Genomic DNA, 19,465 nt, shown 5'->3' with positions numbered 1-19,465 from the left:
CGAGCCGATAGGATCAACGCCGAGAGAAGGAGGGTTAGACGATGAAAACACCAGTTCTATTGCTTGCTGCTCCGCTCGCGGCGATCATCCTGCTCGGCCTTGCGCCGCTCGTTCTTGTCGTGGTCTGGAGCTTCTGCGCCTGGGATTCCGCCACCTACTGGATCAAGCCGGAATTCAGCCTCGCTGCCTATGGCGCCATTCTGGAGGCCGGGCGCTGGAGCGTGTTCCTGTCCACCCTTGGCAAGGCGTTTCTGACATCGGCTATCTGCCTCGTCATCGCTTATCCCACCGCCTATGCGATGTATTTCCTGGCGGGCCGCACCCTGTCTGTGGTGCTTGCGGCCCTGCTTACGATCCCGTTTTTCACGTCCTATCTCATTCGCTCCTTCTCCTGGCGCTTGCTGCTCGGCCGCACCGGTGTCATCAACACGCTCCTTCAGCAGGCCGGCATCACGGATGCGCCGCTCGACTGGCTGCTGTTCAGCGATTTTGCTGTCATCGTCGGACTGATCGCCTCCTACCTGCCGTTCGCAACCTTCCCCATCCTGCTTTCCATGCGCCGTGTCGATCCGATCGCGCTGGCGGCGTCGCGCGATCTCGGTGCCGGATTCTGGACGATGGTCCGCACGGTATTGCTGCCGCTGACCTATTCCGGCGTCTTCGCCGGCTTCCTGTTCGTCTTCGTCATGGTTGCCGGCTCCTCGACGGAGGTGCAGATGCTCGGCGGCGCTGGCGCTTCAATCGTCTCGGTGATGATCAACGACGTCATGCGCGTCGCCAATTTTCCGCTCGCCTTTGCGATTTCGACGCTGATGCTCGCCATCGTCTTTGGGCTGGTGCTGATCGGGGATGCCCTGTTCGGCCTCTCCTCACTATTCGAGGAGCGAGGCCAATGATCGTCAGAGAAGGAGCGACCCCGCGCATCGTCATTTGGGCGCTGACCATCTTCGGCCTCATAGTGATCTATGCGCCGCCGCTTTACCTGCTCGGTGTCTCGTTCAATCCTGCACTGCAGCCGGGGCTGCCGCATTTCTCCGACATCACCCTGAAATGGTACCTTGCACTCGGCTCCGAAAGCGCGCTCGTCGCCGCGCTCGGCCAGTCGATCGTCATTGCGCTTGCGACGGCTTTCATTGCGACGCTGCTGTCGCTCGGCGCGGCGCTGGCGCATCGCGAGCTTCATCGCGGACGCAGCCTGTGGTTTTTGACTGTGCTGCTACCGATGTTCGTACCGGGCGTCATCCAGGGGCTGGCGTTATCGACGGTGATCAGCCGCGCCGGCGTGAAGGCATCGGCTTTGACTGTCATTGCCGGCCATCTTTTATGGGCAATGCCCTTTGCCTTCATCGTCATCCTGACGAGCTTTGCCGCGGTCAAGCGGACCTATCTGATGGCGGCGGACGATCTCGGTGCCGGCCGCTTCCGGCAGTTTTGGGATATTACCCTGCCATTGATCCGGCCGGGTCTCGTCAGCGCCTTCATCTTTTCGTTCCTGCTGTCCCTTAACGAATTCACGCGCGCCTTCTATCTGGCAGGCCGCCAGAACACCTTGCCGGTCGTGCTGTTCGGCAAGATGAATGCCGGTGCGTCGCCGACAATCTATGCGATGTCCGGCGCTATCTTCCTTGTTTCCAGCGTCTGCGTGGTGGCCGTGGCACTGCGTTCGCTGCTCATGCAACGCCGAGTGGGGTGATCGATATGCAAATAGGACTGACAAGTCGCAAGTTCCGCCTGCCCTTAGACCTCCATCAACGGGAGTATAGAGGATGAAACAAGAGTCGAAACTGATGGCGCTGATCCGCGCGGGAAAGAGGCAGGAGGCACTTGACATGGTCGAGCGGCTGAAGGCGGCGACGCAATTGCTGCCGACGTCTATCAAGGTGGATCGGACAGGCGCCGTCACCTATTACAAAGGAAACTGCCGTTTCGTGAGAAACATTCAGGGCGGCTGGGATCTGGTGCCGAAGAAGAAGTAGATGTCTGCTGTTGATCGGGGCATCCAACAGGCCAGCGCTGTCGAAGGTGCGGCGCGGGCGAGACGCAGCGGTTGGAAAGGACAGATTTCCATCGACTGCAAATGGAAGGTCATGGTGCCAATATTCTGGCAAGCTTTTCATGCTCGGAATTTTGCCAAGACAGCTATTCCCCAGTGAAATAATGATTTGGTTAAGTATTCGGTATCTTTAAGATGTAAATAATATTAGAAAATATCTTATTTAGAAATATAAAATTAACATCCGAAGCCTAAGGTCTCCTCGACTGTCATCGCGCAGATGAAGGTCGATTGAAGGAGACAGGACCATGTATCGTGTTTCTCATTTCAACAGGGAGAAAGAGGGCGCTGCAGCAGTTGAATTCGCTCTCATCGCGCCGCTTTTTTTCCTTCTGCTTCTCACGCTGGTTGCCTTTGCCATCTATCTTACCGCCGCTCATTCGCTGCAGCAATTGACGGCCGACGCTGCCCGCACGGCAATCGCCGGGTTGTCGGCGGACGAGCGAAGCCAGCTGGTTCAAAGCTTCGTCACCAATTCGACGATCAACGACGCTTTCATCGACAAGAGCAAGTTGACGATAACCGTCGCCACCGACCCGACCAATGTCAATCAATTCACGGTCAGCGCCAGCTATGACGCGTCGGCTCTTCCGATCTGGAACCTCTATACCTTTGCGATGCCGGATCAAACCATCCGCCGCTATTCGACCATCCGGCTCGGAGGTCTCTGATGCAGCGGCTTCTCGGTCGGCTCGCTTCTCTGCGGGACAGGCGAGGAAACGTCGCCATCACGACTGCGCTCGTCTCGCCCCTCATCCTCTATTGCCTTGGCCTCGGCATCGATTACGGCATGATGACGCTGCAGCAACGGCGCCTGCAGCAATTGAGCGACATCGGCGCGATATCGGCTGCTTCCGATATCGCAAATGCGCGGACTGCGCTTCTGAACAATCTCCAGAGCAATGGCACGACCGCGGCAGTTGCCTCGGGCAGCAACTATATGACGAGCAACGGGCTCGTCACCGCAGCTGCGGCCAACTCCGGTCAATATGAGACCATGGCCAATCTGGTCCTCGGCACCTACACGGCAGATACATCGATCCCGCTTGCAAACCGCTTCTCCTCTACGGGAACCTCGCCGTATGATTCCGTTAAGGTGACATTGACCCAAAAGGCGGTGATGCCTTTCGCTTCCGCCTTTGCCACGCCGCCGACCTTGAGCGCGACGGGCACCGCGTCCAGCGAGCGCCTGGCTGCCTTTTCGGTGGGATCGCGGCTTGCGAGCCTCAATGGCGGTATTCTGAACCAGCTCCTTGGCACGTTGCTAGGGACGCAAATCTCTCTGAAAGTCGCCGATTATCAGTCGCTTGTCAGCGCGAATGTCAATCTTCTGAGCTTTCTCAATCTGCTGGCTACGGATCTCAAGCTTACTGGCGTGAGCTATAACGAGCTTCTGGCAACTGACGTCACCTATGACAAGATTCTCGGCGCTCTTGGCAAGTCGACCAATCTTTCGACCGGAGTCGTCACCCTCATCAACAATCTCGGCAAGACGCTTGCCACAACGAAGCTGACCGTCAAGCTGCAGGATATCGTGAATCTCGGTCCGTTGGGGAGCAATGTCGTCGGCACCTCCCCCAATCTGACGGCCACCATGAACGTGCTGGATCTGATCTCGGCGACCGCAATGGCTGCCAACCAGCAAAAGCAGATCGCGATCGATCTCGGGGCCGCTCTGCCAGGCGTCGCGACGGCGAAGCTGACGCTGGCGATCGGGGAAATGTCCCAGCAGACGCCGGCCCTTGCCGTGGGCGCTCCGGGCACGATCGTTCGTACGCCGCAAGTCCGTGCCGCGCTCGAAGTCGCCGTCACCGGCCTGTCGCTGATCGCCGGGTTGAAGCTCAGGGTTCCCCTCTATATCGAGCTTGCTCCCGCGGAAGCCAAGCTTGCCTCGATCACCTGTGTCGGCGGTTCCATGCCAAACGCGGTCGTCGGGATAGACGCCGTGCCCGGTGTTGCCGAGGTAGATCTTGGTGACGTCAATACGTCTGCTTTCGTAAACTTCGGCTCTGAGCCGCGGGTAACGCCGGCTGCGATCATCGATTCCCTTCTTCTCAAAGTGATTGCGAGTGCGCAGGTCGATATCGCCAATATGAGCCCGACACGATTGAACTTTCAGCCGTCGGAGATCTCGGCAGGTACAATCAAGACGGTTTCCACCAGTACAGTCCTCACGTCCACGGTCTCGTCGCTTCTGAAAAACGCGACGATCACTATCCAATTGCTCATCTTGACCATTGGAACGCCGTCGGGAGTGCTTTCAGCCGTTGCCGATACGCTGTCGGTCGTGACCGCGCCCCTCGATCAGGTTCTGTACGGCCTACTCGGCCTTCTCGGGCTTGGTATTGGTCAAGCCGACGTGAGCGTTACTGACGCAAGATGCACGCAGCCGGTGCTGGTACAGTAATGGCTTCGCGGTGCGTATGGTCGAGCCGCACGCTCTAAATCCAGTTGTGCCTCGAACGAGGGGCTGGATTGCCAACCGATCGGATCAGGAATTCGTACCCGGCAGGCTGTAGGCCTGCTGGAAATAACGCCTGAAGGCAAGCATGGGCTGGCTGAACTCGACATTGGCTCGCCACGCGAGTCCCACATCCATGGGCGGAACCGGGTCTTGTATGTTCACGGTCTCGATGCGTCTTCCCTCCAGCGACCAGGGGCGATGCACCATGTCCGACAAAATAGCGACGCCGAGGCCGTTCGCCACCATCGATCTGACGGCTTCGATCGAACTGGTCCGCAGGAGCACCTTTGGTTGATAGGGGCTTCGGCTCCAGTAGCGCAGCGAAGAATGTGCCGCCTCATCGACCGTCAGCATGATGTAGGGTTCCTCGGCGATTTCACGCAGACCGATGCCGTCGCGACGCTGCAGCTCGTGGCCGGCCGGCAGCCAGAGACGTCTGACCGAACTCAGAAGCGTCTCGGTCATCAGCATCGGATTGAGGATGTTCGAGGTCAGCAAGACCGAAATGTCGTAGCGGTTGGTCAGCAAGCCTTCCTCGATTGACTCGCGATTGACCTCGTAGAGCTGGATTTTCAGCTTCGGATAGAGGCGGCGGATACGCTCGATATGCATCGGCAGGAAATAGCCGATAACGGTATAGGTCGCGGCAACGACAAGCTCGCCTTCGATGTCGCTGCTGACGAGGTTGAGATGGGTCGCCTCGTCGACTTTGGCCAGAATTTCATAGGCATGGGACAGGAATTGCCGGCCTGCCGTGGTTAGATCCATACCCTGTGGCGTGCGGTTGAACAGAGAGACGCCGACGGTAAGTTCGAGATCCTTGATCGCCGCAGTGACGGCGGATTGGGAGATCGACAGGCTGACGGCCGCGTGCGAGATTTGTCCATATTCCGCCGTCGCGACGAAGTAGCGAAGCTGCCGCAGGCTCAAGCTCATGATGTTCTTCCTATCTATTTATCTGAAAACACCAGCTGCGATTCAGATTTCATGGATCTAAAACGAGCTGATTTTCGACAAAAGCGTGCGCAATTTTAATATGTAATTGATACTACAAGATATTTCTTGACGCAATTTTAAGCATAGATATCAGTTTATCAGATATCATGCCTTTGAAAATTGTATTTTTCAAAGGCGGCCTTTGCCTCTAGCGTTCACATATCGGTCCCGGTTGGGGCGCAGGTGCGAGGGAAGGCATTTGAAGGAAGTTGTCGATATCAATTGCGACATGGGGGAGGCCTTCGGCCGATGGCGGATCGGCGATGCGCATGACGAGGAGCTTATCTCACTCGTCAGTTCGGCCAATATTGCCACCGGGTTTCACGCCGGCGATCCCAATCTCATGGACGAGACCGTGCGGCTGGCAGCCGCCCACGGCGTCGGCGTCGGTGCTCATCCCGGCTACAATGACCTCCAGGGCTTCGGGCGGCGCAAGATCAACGGTACTAGCCGCGAGATCGTCAACGATCTGATCTATCAGGTCGGTGCGCTGCGCGAGTTCGCCAGACGCTATGGCGTGCCCGTGCAGCATGTGAAGCCGCATGGCGCTCTCTATATGGAATTGGCGGCGAACGCCGATCTCTCGCAGATATTCATACAATATATGCGCACCGTGGCGCCGAATATGTTCGTCTTCTGCATGGACGGGTCGGCCACTTGCCTTGCTGCTGAAGAGGCGGGCCAGCCTGTCGTGCGCGAGTTCTACGCCGATCGCGATTATGGCGATACGGGCTGGATCGTCTTTACCAGGGATGTCGGTCGCCCCGACCCCAAGGCAATTGCCCGCAAGGTCGTGAGAGCCTGCACCGAAGGCGTCGTGCGGACCGTCAACGGTGCGGATATTCCGATCGTCTTCGATTCTATCTGTTTTCATTCCGATACTTTGGGTGCGCTCGATATCGTGCGCCACATGCGCGAAGCGCTCATTGCCGAGGGTATCAGGATTGCACCCGTTTCACAGATTTTGAACAGCGACGCAGCGCGGAGGTCCCATGAACAAGCTTGAGATCAGATCACCCCTTCCGGGAACCTTCTATCGGGCTTCCTCTCCGGACACGCCTCCCTTCAAGGTCGATGGCGACGCCGTTGTGGCCAGCGATACGATCGGTCTCATCGAGGTCATGAAAACCTTCCAGCAGATCCCTGCTGGGCTCGATGGCAAGAACATCACCTTTCTCGTCGATAATGAAGAGCCCGTCATGGCCGGCCAGATCATAGCGGAGGTGGATCCATGACCATCCGCTCGGTCCTCATTGCCAATCGCGGCGAGATCGCCGTCAGGATCATAAAGGCCGCCAAAGCGCTCGGCATACGCACCGTGCAGGTGCATAGTGCCGCTGATGCCGACATGCTGGCGGTCAAGCTTGCGGACGAGGCAATCGATATCGGCTCGCCGGCCCCGAAGAGATCCTACCTGAACATCGAAGCCATCCTTTCGGCGGCGCGGTCGGCGGGCGTGGATGCCGTTCATCCGGGCTATGGGTTTCTGTCCGAAAACGGAGATTTCGCCGATGCCGTCGAGGCTGCGGGCATGATCTTCATCGGGCCGAGCGGCGAAGCCATTCGATTGCTTGGCGACAAGGTGGCAGCCCGCGAGATTGCGAAACGGGCCGGCGTTCCGACAGTACCGGGAAGTGATGGTCGCGTGGCAGATATTGCGGCTGCAGAGGCGATTGCCGAACGCATCGGCTTTCCCGTCATGATCAAGGCGGCCGCCGGCGGCGGTGGACGTGGCATACGTATCGTGCAGTCGCTCACTGAGCTCAGGGAGCAGTTTCCGCTTGCCTCTGCAGAGGCGGCGGCCGCTTTCGGCGATGGCGGCCTCTACATGGAGAAGGTCGTCACCCGCGCCCGCCATATCGAGGTGCAGATTTTCGGCGACGGACGGAATTTCGTCCATTGCTTCGAACGTGAGTGCTCGCTGCAACGTCGCCGTCAGAAGGTGTGGGAGGAAGCGCAGGCCTCCACGCTGCCCGATGACATCAGGCAGCGCCTTTGCGCCAGCGCCGTCGCCCTTGCGGCGGAAGTCGGTTATCGTGGCGCAGGCACCGTCGAATATCTCTACGACGAGGATAGCAGGCAGTTCTATTTCATCGAAGTGAATACCCGCATCCAGGTCGAACATCCGGTGACCGAAATGATTACCGGCATCGATCTGGTGCAGGAGATGTTCAAGGTGGCCGGCGGTGCTTCCTTGTCACTGACGCAATCCGATATCCGGACGCGCGGTCACGCCATAGAGTGCCGGATCAATGCCGAAGACTCGGCCAGAGGCTTTCTGCCGGCGCCCGGCACTGTGACGCGGCTCTCGATTCCGGAAGGCGAAGGCATCCGCTTCGATACAATGCTCTACGCCGGCTATACCGTGCCGCCCTTCTACGATTCCCTGCTTGGCAAGCTCATCGTCTGGGCCGAGGATCGCGATGCCTGCCTCGACAGGTTGGTCGCCGCCCTTTCCAGTCTGACGATCGAAGGCTTGCCGACGACGATCCCTCTGCACCTCGCGCTCGCCCGCGATCCATCCGTGCGCAAGGGGGCATTCCACACGCGTTTTCTCGAAACCTGGCTGGAGACCGATTTTGCCGCGGTTGACGGCGTATCGGCGGAGGTTGCCTGATGCCAGCTCGCTTTACGTTCGGAGGTGACGAGCATCTCTTCGTCGAATGCAGCGACGAGATGTCCCTCGAAGCCTTCTTCAAGAGCCTGTCTATGGCCAAGGGGGTGCGCGAGAGCGCCATCAAAGGTGTCACCGAAATTTGCCCTGCCAACGCCTCCTTTCAGATCAAGTTCGATCCCGACATAATCAAGCCGGACGATCTCCTGCGCGAGGTCAAGGCGATCGAGGGTACTGCCGAAAAGGCCGATCCCGTCATTACCACCCGCATCGTCGAAATCCCTGTTTTCTACAATGATCCCTGGACGCATGAGACGCTGATGCGCTTCCGCGAGCGGCATCAGGAGCCGACGGGGACCGATCTCGACTACGCTGCCAGGATCAATGGCTATGATGCGGTCGAGGACTTCATTTCGGCTCATGCCGGCTCGCCCTGGTTCGTTTCGATGGTCGGCTTCGTTGCCGGCCTGCCGTTCATGTATCAGATGGTGGAGCGGCAGCGGCAGATCGAGGTGCCGAAATATCTGCGCCCGCGAACCGACACGCCACGGTTGACGGTGGGACACGGCGGCTGCTTCGGCTGCATCTATTCGGTGCGCGGGGCCGGCGGCTATCAGATGTTCGGCATCACGCCGATGCCGATCTTCGACCCCAAGCAAACGACGAGCTATCTCCGCGATTTCATGGTGTTCTTCCGTCCGGGCGACATCGTGAAGTTCCGGCCGATCGAGCGCGACGGATACGACCAGGCGGTCGAGGATGTCGACAAGGGCCGCTTCGCTCCGCCGATCCGCGAGGTCAAATTCGATCTCAGGCAATACCAGGCCGATATCGACGGCTACAACGCCAGGTTGGAGGGCGCGCTGCATGGCCATTAAGGTTCTTCATCACGGCCTTTCCACCACGATTCAGGATCTCGGACGGCCCGGCTATTTCCATCTCGGCATTCCCGTGGGCGGCGCCATGGACCGTTACGCCATGCGGGCGGCAAATCTTCTCGTCGGCAATGATGAGGGTGCGGCCGGGCTCGAAGCCGTCTTCATGGGGCCTAAGCTCGAATTTCTCGACGATGCCCTGATTGCGGTTACCGGCGCCGACATGCCCGTCAGGATCGATGACGAGCTGCAGCCGGGATGGACGGCACTCAAGGTCAGGGCAGGGCAGACCGTAAGCTTCGACTTTCTGAGGTCCGGGGCGCGGATCTGCATTGCGGTGTCGGGCGGCATCGATGTTCCCGAAGCGCTGGGCAGCCGGTCGACCTATGTGATCGGCGCCCTCGGCGGCCTGAATGGTAAGGCTATCGCTGCCGGAGATGAGCTTCCCGTTGGCTCCGGTTCCATGAAGAACGAGGGGCTATCCATTGCCGAGGAGCTGCGCCGCAAGCCCGGTACCCCGGCGGAGCTCCGGGTTCTGCCGGGGCTCTATTGGGATCGGTTGACAGAGCAAACGAAGAGCAACTTCTTTGCCGACCAATGGAAGGTTGCGCCGGAGGCCGATCGCATGGGGTATCGCTTCCGCGGCGGTCGCAAGCTCGAATTCGTCGAGCGCAAGCAGCCTTTCGGTGCAGGCTCGGATCCGTCGAATATCGTTGACAGCTGCTATCCATATGGCTCGATCCAGGTGCCGGGCGGAACGGAGCCGATCATCCTGCATCGCGATGCCGTCTCCGGCGGCGGCTATTTCATGCTGGGAACGGTGATCTCCGCCGACATGGATCTGATCGCGCAACTGCAGCCGCATACGCCGACGCAATTCGTGGAGGTCACCATGGATCAGGCGCTGGCGGCCCGGGCGGACCGGCAGGCATTGCTTGCGCGCCTTCGTGCTGCTCTGGCGTAAGGGATCAAGCGGATGGCTGCTCCTTCGATCCCGCGTTTCCGACACAGATCGAATAGGTTAGGGCGTGCCTGCATCTCACTCGAGAACGCGGGTGAGATAAGCAGCCGTCACGCCGGGACCGGGGACGATCGCGACGATCTTCATCTGTGCGATCGTGCGGTCGACGGAGGCTTCGAGATGGTTTTCCATCATCGCCGCCGCCGCCTTGACGGCGCCCCGCAGAAGCAGTTCCGCGATCAGGCGGAGCTCCGTGATGATGGCAGGATCTCCGGGCAGCCCGAGGCGCCGCAGCAATCGCTCCGTCGCCGTGACGGGCAGCAGGTTATTGCGGATGGATTCCTTCAGCCGCTCGTTCGGCGTCGCAAGGATGCAGATGTCGATGAAGTCGGCATGGATAGCTTCCAGCGCCGCAAGATGATCCGCCGGTTCGTGCCGTTCGAGATCGGAAAGGCGCAGAAACAAATCGTTCAACCGCTCCCGGTCGACGCGGCTGGCTCCCGCGACAAGCGCCTGCGGTTCCAGCATACCACGCAGGCCGTAATGATCCTTGATCATCTGCGCCGTCAGCGGGCCGGCGATCCAGTGGGACGATTGGTTCTTGCGCACGAGGCCACGCTCGCGCAGGCGCGTCAGCACATCGCGGACGACGGTGCGGCTGACGTTGAAATGGTCGGCGAGCTCGATCTCGATAATGCGGTACTGGCCGAAGACGACGCAGCCGGCGACATCGGCCTCGACGGTATTGTAGATGCGTTCCCAGGAGGCGCGGCTCTGCAAGGCTTCGTCTGCGTGGCGCGGGATGGTCAGGCCGAGGGTCTTGATATCGGTGCGCTTCGGCTCGATGCCTTGTCCGGCGGGGCCGACGAGATAGCCGCGTCCGTTGAAGCGATGCACCAGACCTTCGCTCTCCAGCGTCTGCAGCGCCCTCTGCACGGGCGCGCGCGAAATCTGCAGGATATCGGCGATCGGCCCTTCGAGCAGCACCACGCCCTGCGGCAGCGTGTTGTCCTCGATATTGCCACGCAGAACATCCTCGGCGATCTCGTAGCGCTTTTGCGCATTGGGGCGCGCACGGTTTTCGGTCATCTGGTGCAATGGACTCACGTCGTTCTGATACCTCACTCTTACGCGTTTTGTAATTCTAACATAGCGCAAAAATAAATGACTATTGAATACAAAATATGTTTTTGCGCTCGAGTGCGATGAATCTCTTTTCGCTGGTTGCTGACCCATAGCGCCGCGATTGGCGCTATTTTCCGAATGTTATCCGGGTGCGGCGCGTCACGCTTTGGCGCCCGTAACGGCTGCGTTGATGCCAATTCTACGCGGAGGCGAGGGTGCTCGCCAGCGTCGCGGCCTTCCGCCGGTCGCCCTCGTTTGACTTGTGTTTCTGGGTTCGGCATTTTCACGAAAAAGTCTATTGAATACAAAAATCATTTATGTAATGCTCTCAACATCAAGGTGCTCGTCAGAAGCGCCGCAGGCGGAACTCTTTGAAACGCCAAGGAACATCTCTTTGACGCGCATGTGATCATGCGCGAACGCAGGCAGACGTCTGAAGGTCCGGATACTTGTGATCCGGGCGAAGGCGGAGCTCTGCCCGAAGGATGGTCCTTGCCTTGAAACTGGTGGGAATTCGGTGTCGACCGTTCTTCAGCTTAGTCAAGTCACCAAGTCCTATGGCGCGGCGCCCGCGCTGGACAGGATAGATTTCTCTTTGCCCGACAATGCGTATATCTCGCTGCTAGGCCCCAGCGGCTCCGGCAAGACGACACTGCTGCGCGTCATTGCCGGCTTCGAGGAGCCGGATGCCGGCTCGATCCTCTTCCATGGCAAACGGCTCGATGGCGTCGAGCCGCATGATCGCGGCATCGGCTTCGTCTTTCAGAACTTCGCTCTGTTTCCGCATCTTTCCGTTGCCGAGAACGTTGCCTTCGGCCTGCGCAATCGCAGGGTCGATCCGGTGACGGATGCGCGCATCCTGGCAAAGCGCGTTCAGGACATGCTGTCGCTGGTCGGTCTCAAGGGATTTGACGACCGCGCCGTGACGCAGATTTCAGGTGGTCAGCGCCAGCGCGTCGCCCTGGCACGTACACTGGTGACGGAGCCGAAGATGGTGCTGCTGGACGAACCGCTCGGTGCGCTTGACGCCAATCTGCGCGGCCGTATGCGCAGCGAGCTCAAGATCATCCGCGAGCGCTGCGGCGTAACCTTCCTGCATGTTACGGGCAGCGAGAGCGAAGCTTTGGCGATGGGAGATCTCGTGCTCGTGCTCGATCGCGGCCGCATCGCGCAGGCCGCCGCCTCGGATGTGGTCTACAACAGCCCGGCAACGGCCTCGGTCGCCCGCTTTCTCAATTGCTACAATCTCTTTGCCGGCAATGTCGTCGAGGATGCTTTTGTCGGACCGGCCGGCCGCTTCCCTCTGAATGGATCGCGCCGAAAAGCGCCGCAGCCGGCTTATGCGATCCGCTACGACCGCGTTTCGATCCGCTCCCGCGATGCGGTGCTCTCGGATGGCGAAGTGCGCATCGAGGCGGATTTCATCGCCAGCGAATATTCCGGTGCGGCGGTCAACTCCTTCTTTGCGCTCGATGGCGGCCACGTCTTCGAGGTCGAATCTCATCTGAGCCATGCCCGCCCGCCCGCCTTTGTCGAAAAGGATCGCTATGCGCTCGTCTGGAAGAAGGAGGATGCCCTTGTCTTCGGCTGATGTGACTTTTTCCAACCCTTCCGCCGGACCCCCCAAGGAGAGCGAGAGATGACCATGGTCGCGACATCAGAGGAAGCCGTGCAGGAAGGCGCAACCGTGCGCCGGAAATCGAATAAGACACTCTTGCTTCTGGCGCCGGGCATGATCTGGATGGTGGCCTTCCTCGTCCTGCCGATGCTGATGATGGTCTATGTTTCCTTCTGGACACAGACAACCTTCAAGATCGAGCCGACGCTAACATTGCAGAGCTGGGTCGCCTTCCTGACGAGCCCCACCTATCTCGGCGCGCTCTGGACGACGATCCGCATCTGGTTGCTGGTGCTGGTATCGACGCTTGTCGTCGGCTATCCGGCGGCGCTCTTCGTCGGGCTTCTCATCAAGAACAAGACGCTGCAGACGGTGTTGCTCGTGCTCTGCGTCATCCCGTTCTGGACGTCCTTCCTGATCCGCGTGCTTGCCTGGCGGCCGATGCTCGGCACCGAGGGCGCCATCAACATGATCCTGATGAAGCTCGGCATCGTGCAGCAGCCGATAGAGGTGCTGCTGTTTTCGGAGCTGTCCGTGATCATCGGCATGACACAGATCTATTGCGTCTTCATGGTCGGGCCGATCGCCTTCATGATGGGTCGCATCGACGCCTCCGTCATCGAGGCGGCGCAGGATCTCGGTGCCGGCTTCTGGCGCATCTTCCGCACCATCATCCTGCCGTTGTCCATGCCGGGCGTGGTGGTCGGCGCGATCTTCGTCTCCGTCATGGTTCTCGGTGAATTCGCAACGTCCGCTGCCCTGTCCGGCCGCAAGGTCAATCTGCTCGGCAATATCATCGTCACCCAGGTCGGCTCGCTGAAATGGGCCTTTGCCGCAGTCGCCGGCGTTGTGCTGACGATCATCATGGGTGCTGTCGTCGCAGCGCTGCTCAAGGTCGTCGACCTCAGAAAGGAGCTCTGATCATGAATGCCGGCGGCATCAAGCTTGGCCTGGGTGTCTATACGACCCTCTTTTTGATCTTCCTCTACGGACCGCTCGCGGTCCTGGCGATCCTGTCGTTCCAGACCGGTCCAGAGGGCGGTCCGCAATTTCCGATCATCGAATGGTCGACCTACTGGTATCGGCATCTCTTCGGTCTCACGCCGCCGTCGCGCATCGCACCGTTGCCGATCGATCAGGCGCTGATCCGCTCGCTTTTTCTGGCGCTGATGACCATGATCGTCTCGACCGTGCTCGGCGTCATGTCCGCCCAGGCCTTTCGCCGCAAGTTCCGCGGCTCGGGCGTCGCCTTCTATCTGATCGTTCTCGGCATGATGGTGCCGGGCGTGCTTGTCGGCCTCGGCATGGCGCTTGTCGCCAATGCCTTCGGCATCGATCGTCACTGGTGGAGCACGGCCTTCGTCCTGCACGTCGTCTACACCTTCCCCTTTGCTTTCCTCGTCATGCTCGCCATCTTCAACAGGTTCGATCCGAGCATGGAGGAGGCCTCATGGTCGCTCGGCGTCACGCCGGCACGCACCTTCCGCAAGGTCACTTTTCCGCTGATCTTCCCGGGCGTGCTTTCGGCCATGCTCTTTGCCTTCACGCTCTCCTATGATGAGTTCTCGCGCACCCTGTTTGCTTCCGGCCGCGAGCTGACGCTGCCGCTTGCCATCTACGGCACCTTCTCCGTCGAGGTGCATCCGAACGTTTTCGCTTTCGGGGTGCTGACCACGCTGTTTTCCTTCGCGCTTCTCGGCACCTACGCGATCCTGATGGGTCTGTCGGTTAGGCGCGCCAAGCGCGTCCGCATCCAGGAGGACGCGTGATGGCTGAGAAGGTTTCCGTTCCGATCTCTGCCATCGTCACCGGCGCCGGCTCGGGTATTGGTCGAGCTATCGCCCTTCGCCTGGCCACCGACGGCTATGCTGTTCTGGTCAACGACCTCTCGGGCGACCGGGCCGAGACTGTTGCCTCGGAAATCACCAAGGCGGGCGGTGTGGCAACCGCGATCGCCGGCGACGTAGCACGGCCCGAGGATGTGGCGACTATCCATGCGGCTGCCAAGGCCTCGCACGGCGACGTCGCCCTTCTCGTCAACAATGCCGGTATTGCGCATCAGGCAGCATTCGAAAACCTCGAGCTTGAGGATTTCGACCGGATGTTTGCGGTGCATGTGCGCGGCACCTTCCTGATGACCAAGGCCGTCATGCCGTCGATGCTGGCGCGAGGCGAGGGCGTCATCGTCAACGTCGCCTCCCAGCTCGGGCAGATCGGCGGTGTCGAGCTGGTCCACTATTCCGGCGCCAAGGCGGCGATCATCGGCATGACCAAGGCACTCGCCCGCGAGGTTTCGAGCTGCGGAGTGCGCGTCAACGCCGTAGCGCCGGGGCCGATCAACACGCCGCTGGTGCGGGGTCTTTCCGAAGAATGGCGCGAACGTAAGAAGCGCGAACTGCCGCTCGGCCGCTTCGGCGAACCGGAAGAGGTGGCGGCGACCGTGGCGTTTCTGGCGTCGCCGGCAGCGAGCCTTTTCGTCGGCCAGACCCTTGGGCCGAATTCCGGCGATGTGATGCTCTGAAGGAGACAAGCAGATGGATAGTTTGGAAAAGCGGATCGTCATCGTCACAGGCGCGGGCATCGGTATCGGCCAAGCGACAGCAAAGGCGTTTGCAGCGCTCGGTGACCATGTCGTCGTCACCGATATCCTCGAAAAGGAAGGTGAGGAGACCGTCCGCGACATCCTCACCAGCGGCGGCTCTGCCGAATTCCATCTCTACGACGTCCGCTCGACGGAGGCCGCCAACCGGCTTGTCGCCAATGTCGAGGCACGCTTCGGCAAGATCGATGTCATCGTCGCCAATGCCGGCATCGCCCATCGCACACCTCTTGAGAAGCTCACCGACGACAAATGGGACCTGACCATGGATGTCGACCTGAAGGGCATCTTCAAGCTGGTGCGTGCCGCGGTACCCGGCATGCGTGCCCGCGGATCGGGCAGTATCGTCGCGCTCTCCTCGATCATGGGCGTCGCCTATGGCTGGGACGAGCATGTCCATTATTCGGCGGCGAAATCCGGGGTCGTGGGATTGGTGCGCGGGCTCGCCGTCGAGCTGGCGAAGGACGGCATCAGGGTCAACGGCATTGCGCCGGGCTATATCCGCACAGCCCAGCTTCTTTCGGAAGAAAATTCGCTCGGCCCAGCAGGCGCGGAGAAGGCAGCCGAGTTCATTCCGATGGGCCGGTTAGGTGAAGCGGAAGACATCGCCGACGTGATCGCATTCCTCGCCTCGAAGGGCGCGAGATACATGACCGGCCAGGTTCTGGTCGTGGATGGCGGCCTCCTTGTGGGGCGGTACTGATCGCCATCGTCCCGGCAACGACTGGGTCAAGGGCGATACGGCAATGAAGCAGGCCCGCGAAGGGCACAAGGGAACAGCAATCAGCACTGGAGAACAGATATGTCCAAGATGGAAATGAACAGACGCTCTCTGTTGAAGCACTCCGCCGGCGTCATGGCGCTCGCGATTGGAGGCGGCACGCCCTTCCTGTCGTCGCGAGCGGCCTACGCCCAGGCTGCGAACCTTGCCAAGGAACAGTTGCGCACCATCGGTCTCTCGGTCACGGTCCAGGAGCGTATCCTTGATGAATTCCGCAAGGTGAGCGGCGTCGGCCAGACCTCGGGTACAGCGGCGACCTTTCCGGACGCGCAGACCAAGATCCTGTCCGGCTCCAAGGATTACGATTGCTGGGAGATCATCGGTGAGCGCTTGCCCTCGATCGTCATGACCAACAATGTCGAGCCGGTTCCGGCCGCTTCCTTGAAGAACTGGGCCAATATCCGCGATACCTTCACCACGCCTTCCGACAAGTGGGAGCCGAAGCAACAGATCGTCGGCCAGATCTGGGCCGATGATGCCAAGACCACGCTGAACATGGTGCCTGCGGTCTACAACTACGATTCCATCGGCTACAATCCGGACGTTCTCTCCGCCGAGGAAGCCAATACATGGTCGGCGATCTTCGATCCGAAGTGGAAGGGCAAATCAGGTCTCAATACCGATCCGCTGATCGCCTTCGGTCAGGCGATCATGGCCATGAACACGCTTGGCCTTCTGAACGTCAAGAATCCCGGCAATCCGAGCACGGCCGAGATCGACGAAGCGGCGAAGTTCCTCGTTTCGAAGAAGAAGGACGGGCAGTTCCGCGCTCTGTGGGGTGACTTCGGCGAGCTGGTCAATCTGATGGCATCGGGCGAGATGGTCGTCTGCGACGCCTGGCAGCCGGCTGTCATGGCGGTCAAAGCCCAGGGCAAGGCATGCAAATATGCCGTGCCGAAGGAAGGCTATCGTGGCTGGGCGATCGGCCCGTCGATGATCGCAGGCACGCCGAACAAGGAAGCCGTGATCGCCTATGCCGATTACTGGCTCTCGGGCGAGCCCGGCATCACCGTTTCGGAACAGGGCTATTATTCGCCGTCGACCAATATCCAGAAGGTCATGGCGCCGGATAAGTATGCCTTCTGGTACGAGGGCAAGCCTTGGGTCGGTGCTGCCGAGCGCGGCATCAAGGAAGGCGACCTGCGCGACGGCGGCTCGCTGGCGGAACGCGCCAAGAACGTTGCCTACTGGCACCAGTGGCCGGATGAATACGACCATCTCGTCCAGAAGTGGGATGAATTCCTCAATGCCTGATCCGATGGCTGCTGCCAGCTATCCCATGCCGCGCGAGGAGGCGATGTCCGCCTCCTCCTCCACGCCCGGAGATCTCCCATGATATATGACTTGGAACTCATCGATGTCGGCAAAGTCTATGACAATGGCACGCCCGCCGTCATCGACTTCAATCTATCGATCAGAAAGGGCGAATTCATCGCCTTCCTCGGCCCGTCGGGCTGCGGCAAGACGACGACGCTCCGTATGATCGCTGGCTTTGAAAGCATTTCCTCCGGCGACATGATGATCAAGGGCGAGCGTATGAACGATGTCAGACCGCAGAGGCGGCCGACATCGATGATCTTCCAGAACTATGCGCTGTTCCCGCATATGACCGTCCGGCGGAATGTCGGATATGGTCTTGAGGTCAAGGGCATGGCGAAGGCCGAACGAGATGTCCGGGTCGATCGTATTCTCGCGACTCTCGGGCTGGAGGATATTGCCGATCGCAAGCCGGACAAGCTTTCCGGCGGCCAGCGCCAGCGCATCGCGCTTGCCCGCGGCCTTGTCGTCGAGCCGGATGTGCTGCTTCTCGACGAGCCGCTGGGTGCTTTGGATGCCAATCTGCGCAAGGCCATCCAGAATGAGCTGAAGCTGCTGCAGAAGAAGCTCGGGGTGACCTTCGTTTTTGTCACGCATGCCCAGTCGGAGGCGCTGGCGCTGTCCGACCGCATCGTCGTCATGAACCAGGGCAGGGTGGAGCAGATCAGTCCGCCCGCTCAGCTCTACACACGCCCGAACACGCCTTTCGTGGCACAGTTTATCGGTCGCAACACCATCTTCGAAGGTGAGGTTGCCGGCACCGAGGCCGACAACACTTTTGTCTCCACCGCATTTGGCACGCTGTCGGGCTGTGCCAATGGCGGCCTCTCTAGCAAGGTCAACATCGTCATCCCCTCGGAAGCGATCGAGGTTCACGCAGCGGGCGGCTCGGCGCGCGAAAATCTCGCCCGGACCTTCGGCGGCAATGTGGTTGGCGCACGCGTCGAGCGCTTCGACGTGGTCGGCCATATCTCGCAGATCGGCATCAGCCTGCCTGATGGCCGAGGCCTGGCGCTGGAGGCGCATGTCGACAAATACCGGCCCGGCGCCTTTCCCCCAGGCGCCGAGGTCATGCTTACCTGGGATCCGGCCGATGCGACCGTCATCCCGGCTCACTGATTACAGAAACTTAAATTGAAGGAGGTCATCCCATGGCAAAGGAAATCTTGTGCAGTTTTGGCGTCGACGTCGATGCCGTCGCCGGCTGGCTCGGCTCTTATGGCGGCGAGGATTCGCCTGACGATATCTCGCGCGGCCTTTTTGCCGGTGAAGTCGGCAGTCTGCGTCTGGTGAAGCTCTTCGAACGCTTCGGCATCAAGACCACATGGTTCATTCCCGGCCACTCGATCGAGACCTTCCCGGAGCAGATGCAGGCCGTGGCCGATGCCGGCCATGAAATCGGCATCCATGGCTACAGCCATGAAAACCCGATTGCGATGACACGCGAGCAGGAGACGGAAATCCTCGATAAGTGCATCGAGCTGGTGACAAAACTTTCCGGCAAGCGCCCGACCGGTTATGTCGCCCCCTGGTGGGAATTCTCCAACGTGACGAACGAGCTGCTTCTGGAGCGCGGCATCAAGTATGATCACTCGCTGATGCATAATGACTTCACGCCCTATTATGTGCGCGTCGGTGATAGCTGGACGAAGATCGACTATTCCCGCAAGCCGTCGGACTGGATGGTACCGCTGAAACGCGGCCAGGAGACCGATCTGATCGAAATCCCGGCATCCTGGTATCTCGATGACCTGCCGCCGATGATGTTCATCAAGAAATCGCCGAACAGCCATGGCTTCGTCAATCCGCATCACATCGAGCAGATGTGGCGCGATCAGTTCGACTGGGTCTATCGCGAGATGGATTATGCCGTCTTCCCGATCACCATCCATCCCGACGTCGCCGGCCGGCCGCAGGTGCTGATGATGCTGGAGCGGCTCTATGCGCATATGGTCAAGCATCCCGGCGTCAAATTTGTCACGATGAACGAGATCGCCGACGATTTCGCAGCCCGCTTTCCGCGCAAGAAATAGCCGGCTAGGCTGAAGTATCGAAGCATCAG

At 59.9% G+C, this 19,465-nt stretch carries 21 protein-coding genes; 19 read left to right on the top strand and 2 right to left on the bottom strand.

Going from position 1 to position 19,465, the window contains the following annotated elements; genetic code table 11:
* Positions 1-41: 41 nt before the first annotated feature.
* The 6 genes from AC13QY_RS01245 (at position 42) to AC13QY_RS01220 (ending at position 4,460) form a co-directional block, all read left to right on the top strand.
* Positions 42-896 carry an ABC transporter permease gene (locus AC13QY_RS01245; protein WP_113350758.1) on the top strand — a complete coding sequence of 285 codons (855 nt, stop codon included), beginning with the start codon at positions 42-44 and terminating at the stop codon, positions 894-896.
* Positions 893-1,693: an ABC transporter permease gene (locus tag AC13QY_RS01240; protein WP_113350759.1), complete on the top strand. Its 801-nt coding sequence runs from the start codon at positions 893-895 to the stop codon at positions 1,691-1,693. The genes AC13QY_RS01245 and AC13QY_RS01240 overlap by 4 nt, the downstream gene beginning before the upstream one ends.
* Before the next feature lie 73 nt (positions 1,694-1,766).
* A complete protein-coding gene (locus AC13QY_RS01235; RefSeq protein WP_069610151.1) occupies positions 1,767-1,976 on the top strand; it encodes a hypothetical protein in 210 nt (69 codons plus the stop codon).
* Positions 1,977-2,153 carry a hypothetical protein gene (locus tag AC13QY_RS01230; RefSeq protein WP_162748758.1) on the top strand — a complete coding sequence of 59 codons (177 nt, stop codon included), beginning with the start codon at positions 1,977-1,979 and terminating at the stop codon, positions 2,151-2,153. It begins immediately after the preceding gene.
* A gap of 148 nt (positions 2,154-2,301) precedes the next feature.
* On the top strand, positions 2,302-2,724 hold the full coding sequence (locus AC13QY_RS01225; protein ID WP_113329452.1) for a TadE/TadG family type IV pilus assembly protein: 423 nt from the start codon (positions 2,302-2,304) through the stop codon (positions 2,722-2,724).
* Positions 2,724-4,460 (top strand): pilus assembly protein TadG-related protein, encoded by a 1,737-nt coding sequence (locus tag AC13QY_RS01220; RefSeq protein ID WP_145634830.1) that lies wholly within the window; start codon positions 2,724-2,726, stop codon positions 4,458-4,460. The genes AC13QY_RS01225 and AC13QY_RS01220 overlap by 1 nt, the downstream gene beginning before the upstream one ends.
* Before the next feature lie 84 nt (positions 4,461-4,544).
* Here the strand turns inward: AC13QY_RS01220 and AC13QY_RS01215 are convergent, their stop codons facing one another.
* Positions 4,545-5,453: a LysR family transcriptional regulator gene (locus AC13QY_RS01215; RefSeq protein ID WP_113329450.1), complete on the bottom strand. Its 909-nt coding sequence runs from the start codon at positions 5,451-5,453 to the stop codon at positions 4,545-4,547.
* A 259-nt stretch (positions 5,454-5,712) separates the two neighbouring features.
* Here AC13QY_RS01215 and AC13QY_RS01210 point away from each other — a divergent pair, with 259 nt between their 5' ends.
* From AC13QY_RS01210 to AC13QY_RS01190, 5 genes are read left to right on the top strand one after another with little or no spacing between them, the layout of a single operon-like run.
* Positions 5,713-6,519, top strand: a complete 807-nt coding sequence (locus AC13QY_RS01210; protein WP_145634827.1) for a 5-oxoprolinase subunit PxpA — start codon at positions 5,713-5,715, stop codon at positions 6,517-6,519.
* Positions 6,506-6,748 carry an acetyl-CoA carboxylase gene (locus tag AC13QY_RS01205; RefSeq protein WP_145634824.1) on the top strand — a complete coding sequence of 81 codons (243 nt, stop codon included), beginning with the start codon at positions 6,506-6,508 and terminating at the stop codon, positions 6,746-6,748. The genes AC13QY_RS01210 and AC13QY_RS01205 overlap by 14 nt, the downstream gene beginning before the upstream one ends.
* On the top strand, positions 6,745-8,130 hold the full coding sequence (locus AC13QY_RS01200) for an acetyl-CoA carboxylase biotin carboxylase subunit (protein ID WP_145634821.1): 1,386 nt from the start codon (positions 6,745-6,747) through the stop codon (positions 8,128-8,130). The genes AC13QY_RS01205 and AC13QY_RS01200 overlap by 4 nt, the downstream gene beginning before the upstream one ends.
* Positions 8,130-9,005 carry a 5-oxoprolinase subunit B family protein gene (locus AC13QY_RS01195; protein ID WP_145634818.1) on the top strand — a complete coding sequence of 292 codons (876 nt, stop codon included), beginning with the start codon at positions 8,130-8,132 and terminating at the stop codon, positions 9,003-9,005. Before AC13QY_RS01200 ends, AC13QY_RS01195 begins: the two co-directional genes overlap by 1 nt.
* Entirely contained in the window at positions 8,995-9,966 is a 972-nt protein-coding gene (locus AC13QY_RS01190; RefSeq protein ID WP_145634815.1) for a 5-oxoprolinase subunit C family protein, read from the top strand. Before AC13QY_RS01195 ends, AC13QY_RS01190 begins: the two co-directional genes overlap by 11 nt.
* 75 nt (positions 9,967-10,041) lie before the next feature.
* Here AC13QY_RS01190 and AC13QY_RS01185 read toward each other — a convergent pair whose 3' ends face one another.
* Positions 10,042-11,052: a GntR family transcriptional regulator gene (locus tag AC13QY_RS01185; RefSeq protein ID WP_145634812.1), complete on the bottom strand. Its 1,011-nt coding sequence runs from the start codon at positions 11,050-11,052 to the stop codon at positions 10,042-10,044.
* Positions 11,053-11,605: 553 nt separating this feature from the next.
* Here AC13QY_RS01185 and AC13QY_RS01180 point away from each other — a divergent pair.
* The 8 genes from AC13QY_RS01180 (at position 11,606) to AC13QY_RS01145 (ending at position 19,436) form a co-directional block, all read left to right on the top strand.
* Positions 11,606-12,679 (top strand): ABC transporter ATP-binding protein, encoded by a 1,074-nt coding sequence (locus AC13QY_RS01180; protein ID WP_145634809.1) that lies wholly within the window; start codon positions 11,606-11,608, stop codon positions 12,677-12,679.
* A 48-nt stretch (positions 12,680-12,727) separates the two neighbouring features.
* A complete protein-coding gene (locus AC13QY_RS01175) occupies positions 12,728-13,627 on the top strand; it encodes an ABC transporter permease (protein ID WP_145634806.1) in 900 nt (299 codons plus the stop codon).
* A gap of 2 nt (positions 13,628-13,629) precedes the next feature.
* Positions 13,630-14,475: an ABC transporter permease gene (locus tag AC13QY_RS01170; RefSeq protein ID WP_113350768.1), complete on the top strand. Its 846-nt coding sequence runs from the start codon at positions 13,630-13,632 to the stop codon at positions 14,473-14,475.
* Positions 14,475-15,227 (top strand): SDR family NAD(P)-dependent oxidoreductase, encoded by a 753-nt coding sequence (locus tag AC13QY_RS01165; protein WP_113350769.1) that lies wholly within the window; start codon positions 14,475-14,477, stop codon positions 15,225-15,227. Before AC13QY_RS01170 ends, AC13QY_RS01165 begins: the two co-directional genes overlap by 1 nt.
* Before the next feature lie 13 nt (positions 15,228-15,240).
* On the top strand, positions 15,241-16,008 hold the full coding sequence (locus AC13QY_RS01160; RefSeq protein ID WP_113350770.1) for an SDR family NAD(P)-dependent oxidoreductase: 768 nt from the start codon (positions 15,241-15,243) through the stop codon (positions 16,006-16,008).
* Positions 16,009-16,107: 99 nt separating this feature from the next.
* The gene (locus AC13QY_RS01155; protein WP_113329440.1) at positions 16,108-17,340 is read left to right on the top strand and encodes an ABC transporter substrate-binding protein; all 1,233 of its coding nucleotides are present in this window, start codon (positions 16,108-16,110) and stop codon (positions 17,338-17,340) included.
* 78 nt (positions 17,341-17,418) lie between these two features.
* Positions 17,419-18,522, top strand: coding sequence for an ABC transporter ATP-binding protein (locus AC13QY_RS01150; protein WP_113350771.1), 1,104 nt, complete (start codon positions 17,419-17,421; stop codon positions 18,520-18,522).
* A 32-nt stretch (positions 18,523-18,554) separates the two neighbouring features.
* Positions 18,555-19,436 carry a polysaccharide deacetylase family protein gene (locus AC13QY_RS01145; protein WP_113350772.1) on the top strand — a complete coding sequence of 294 codons (882 nt, stop codon included), beginning with the start codon at positions 18,555-18,557 and terminating at the stop codon, positions 19,434-19,436.
* Positions 19,437-19,465: the final 29 nt, after the last annotated feature.

The organism is Martinezella sp. CNPSo 3795 (genome assembly GCF_057784475.1).
The sequence above is the reverse complement of the archived record's forward strand: the minus strand, read 5'-3'. Positions and strand labels throughout refer to the sequence as shown.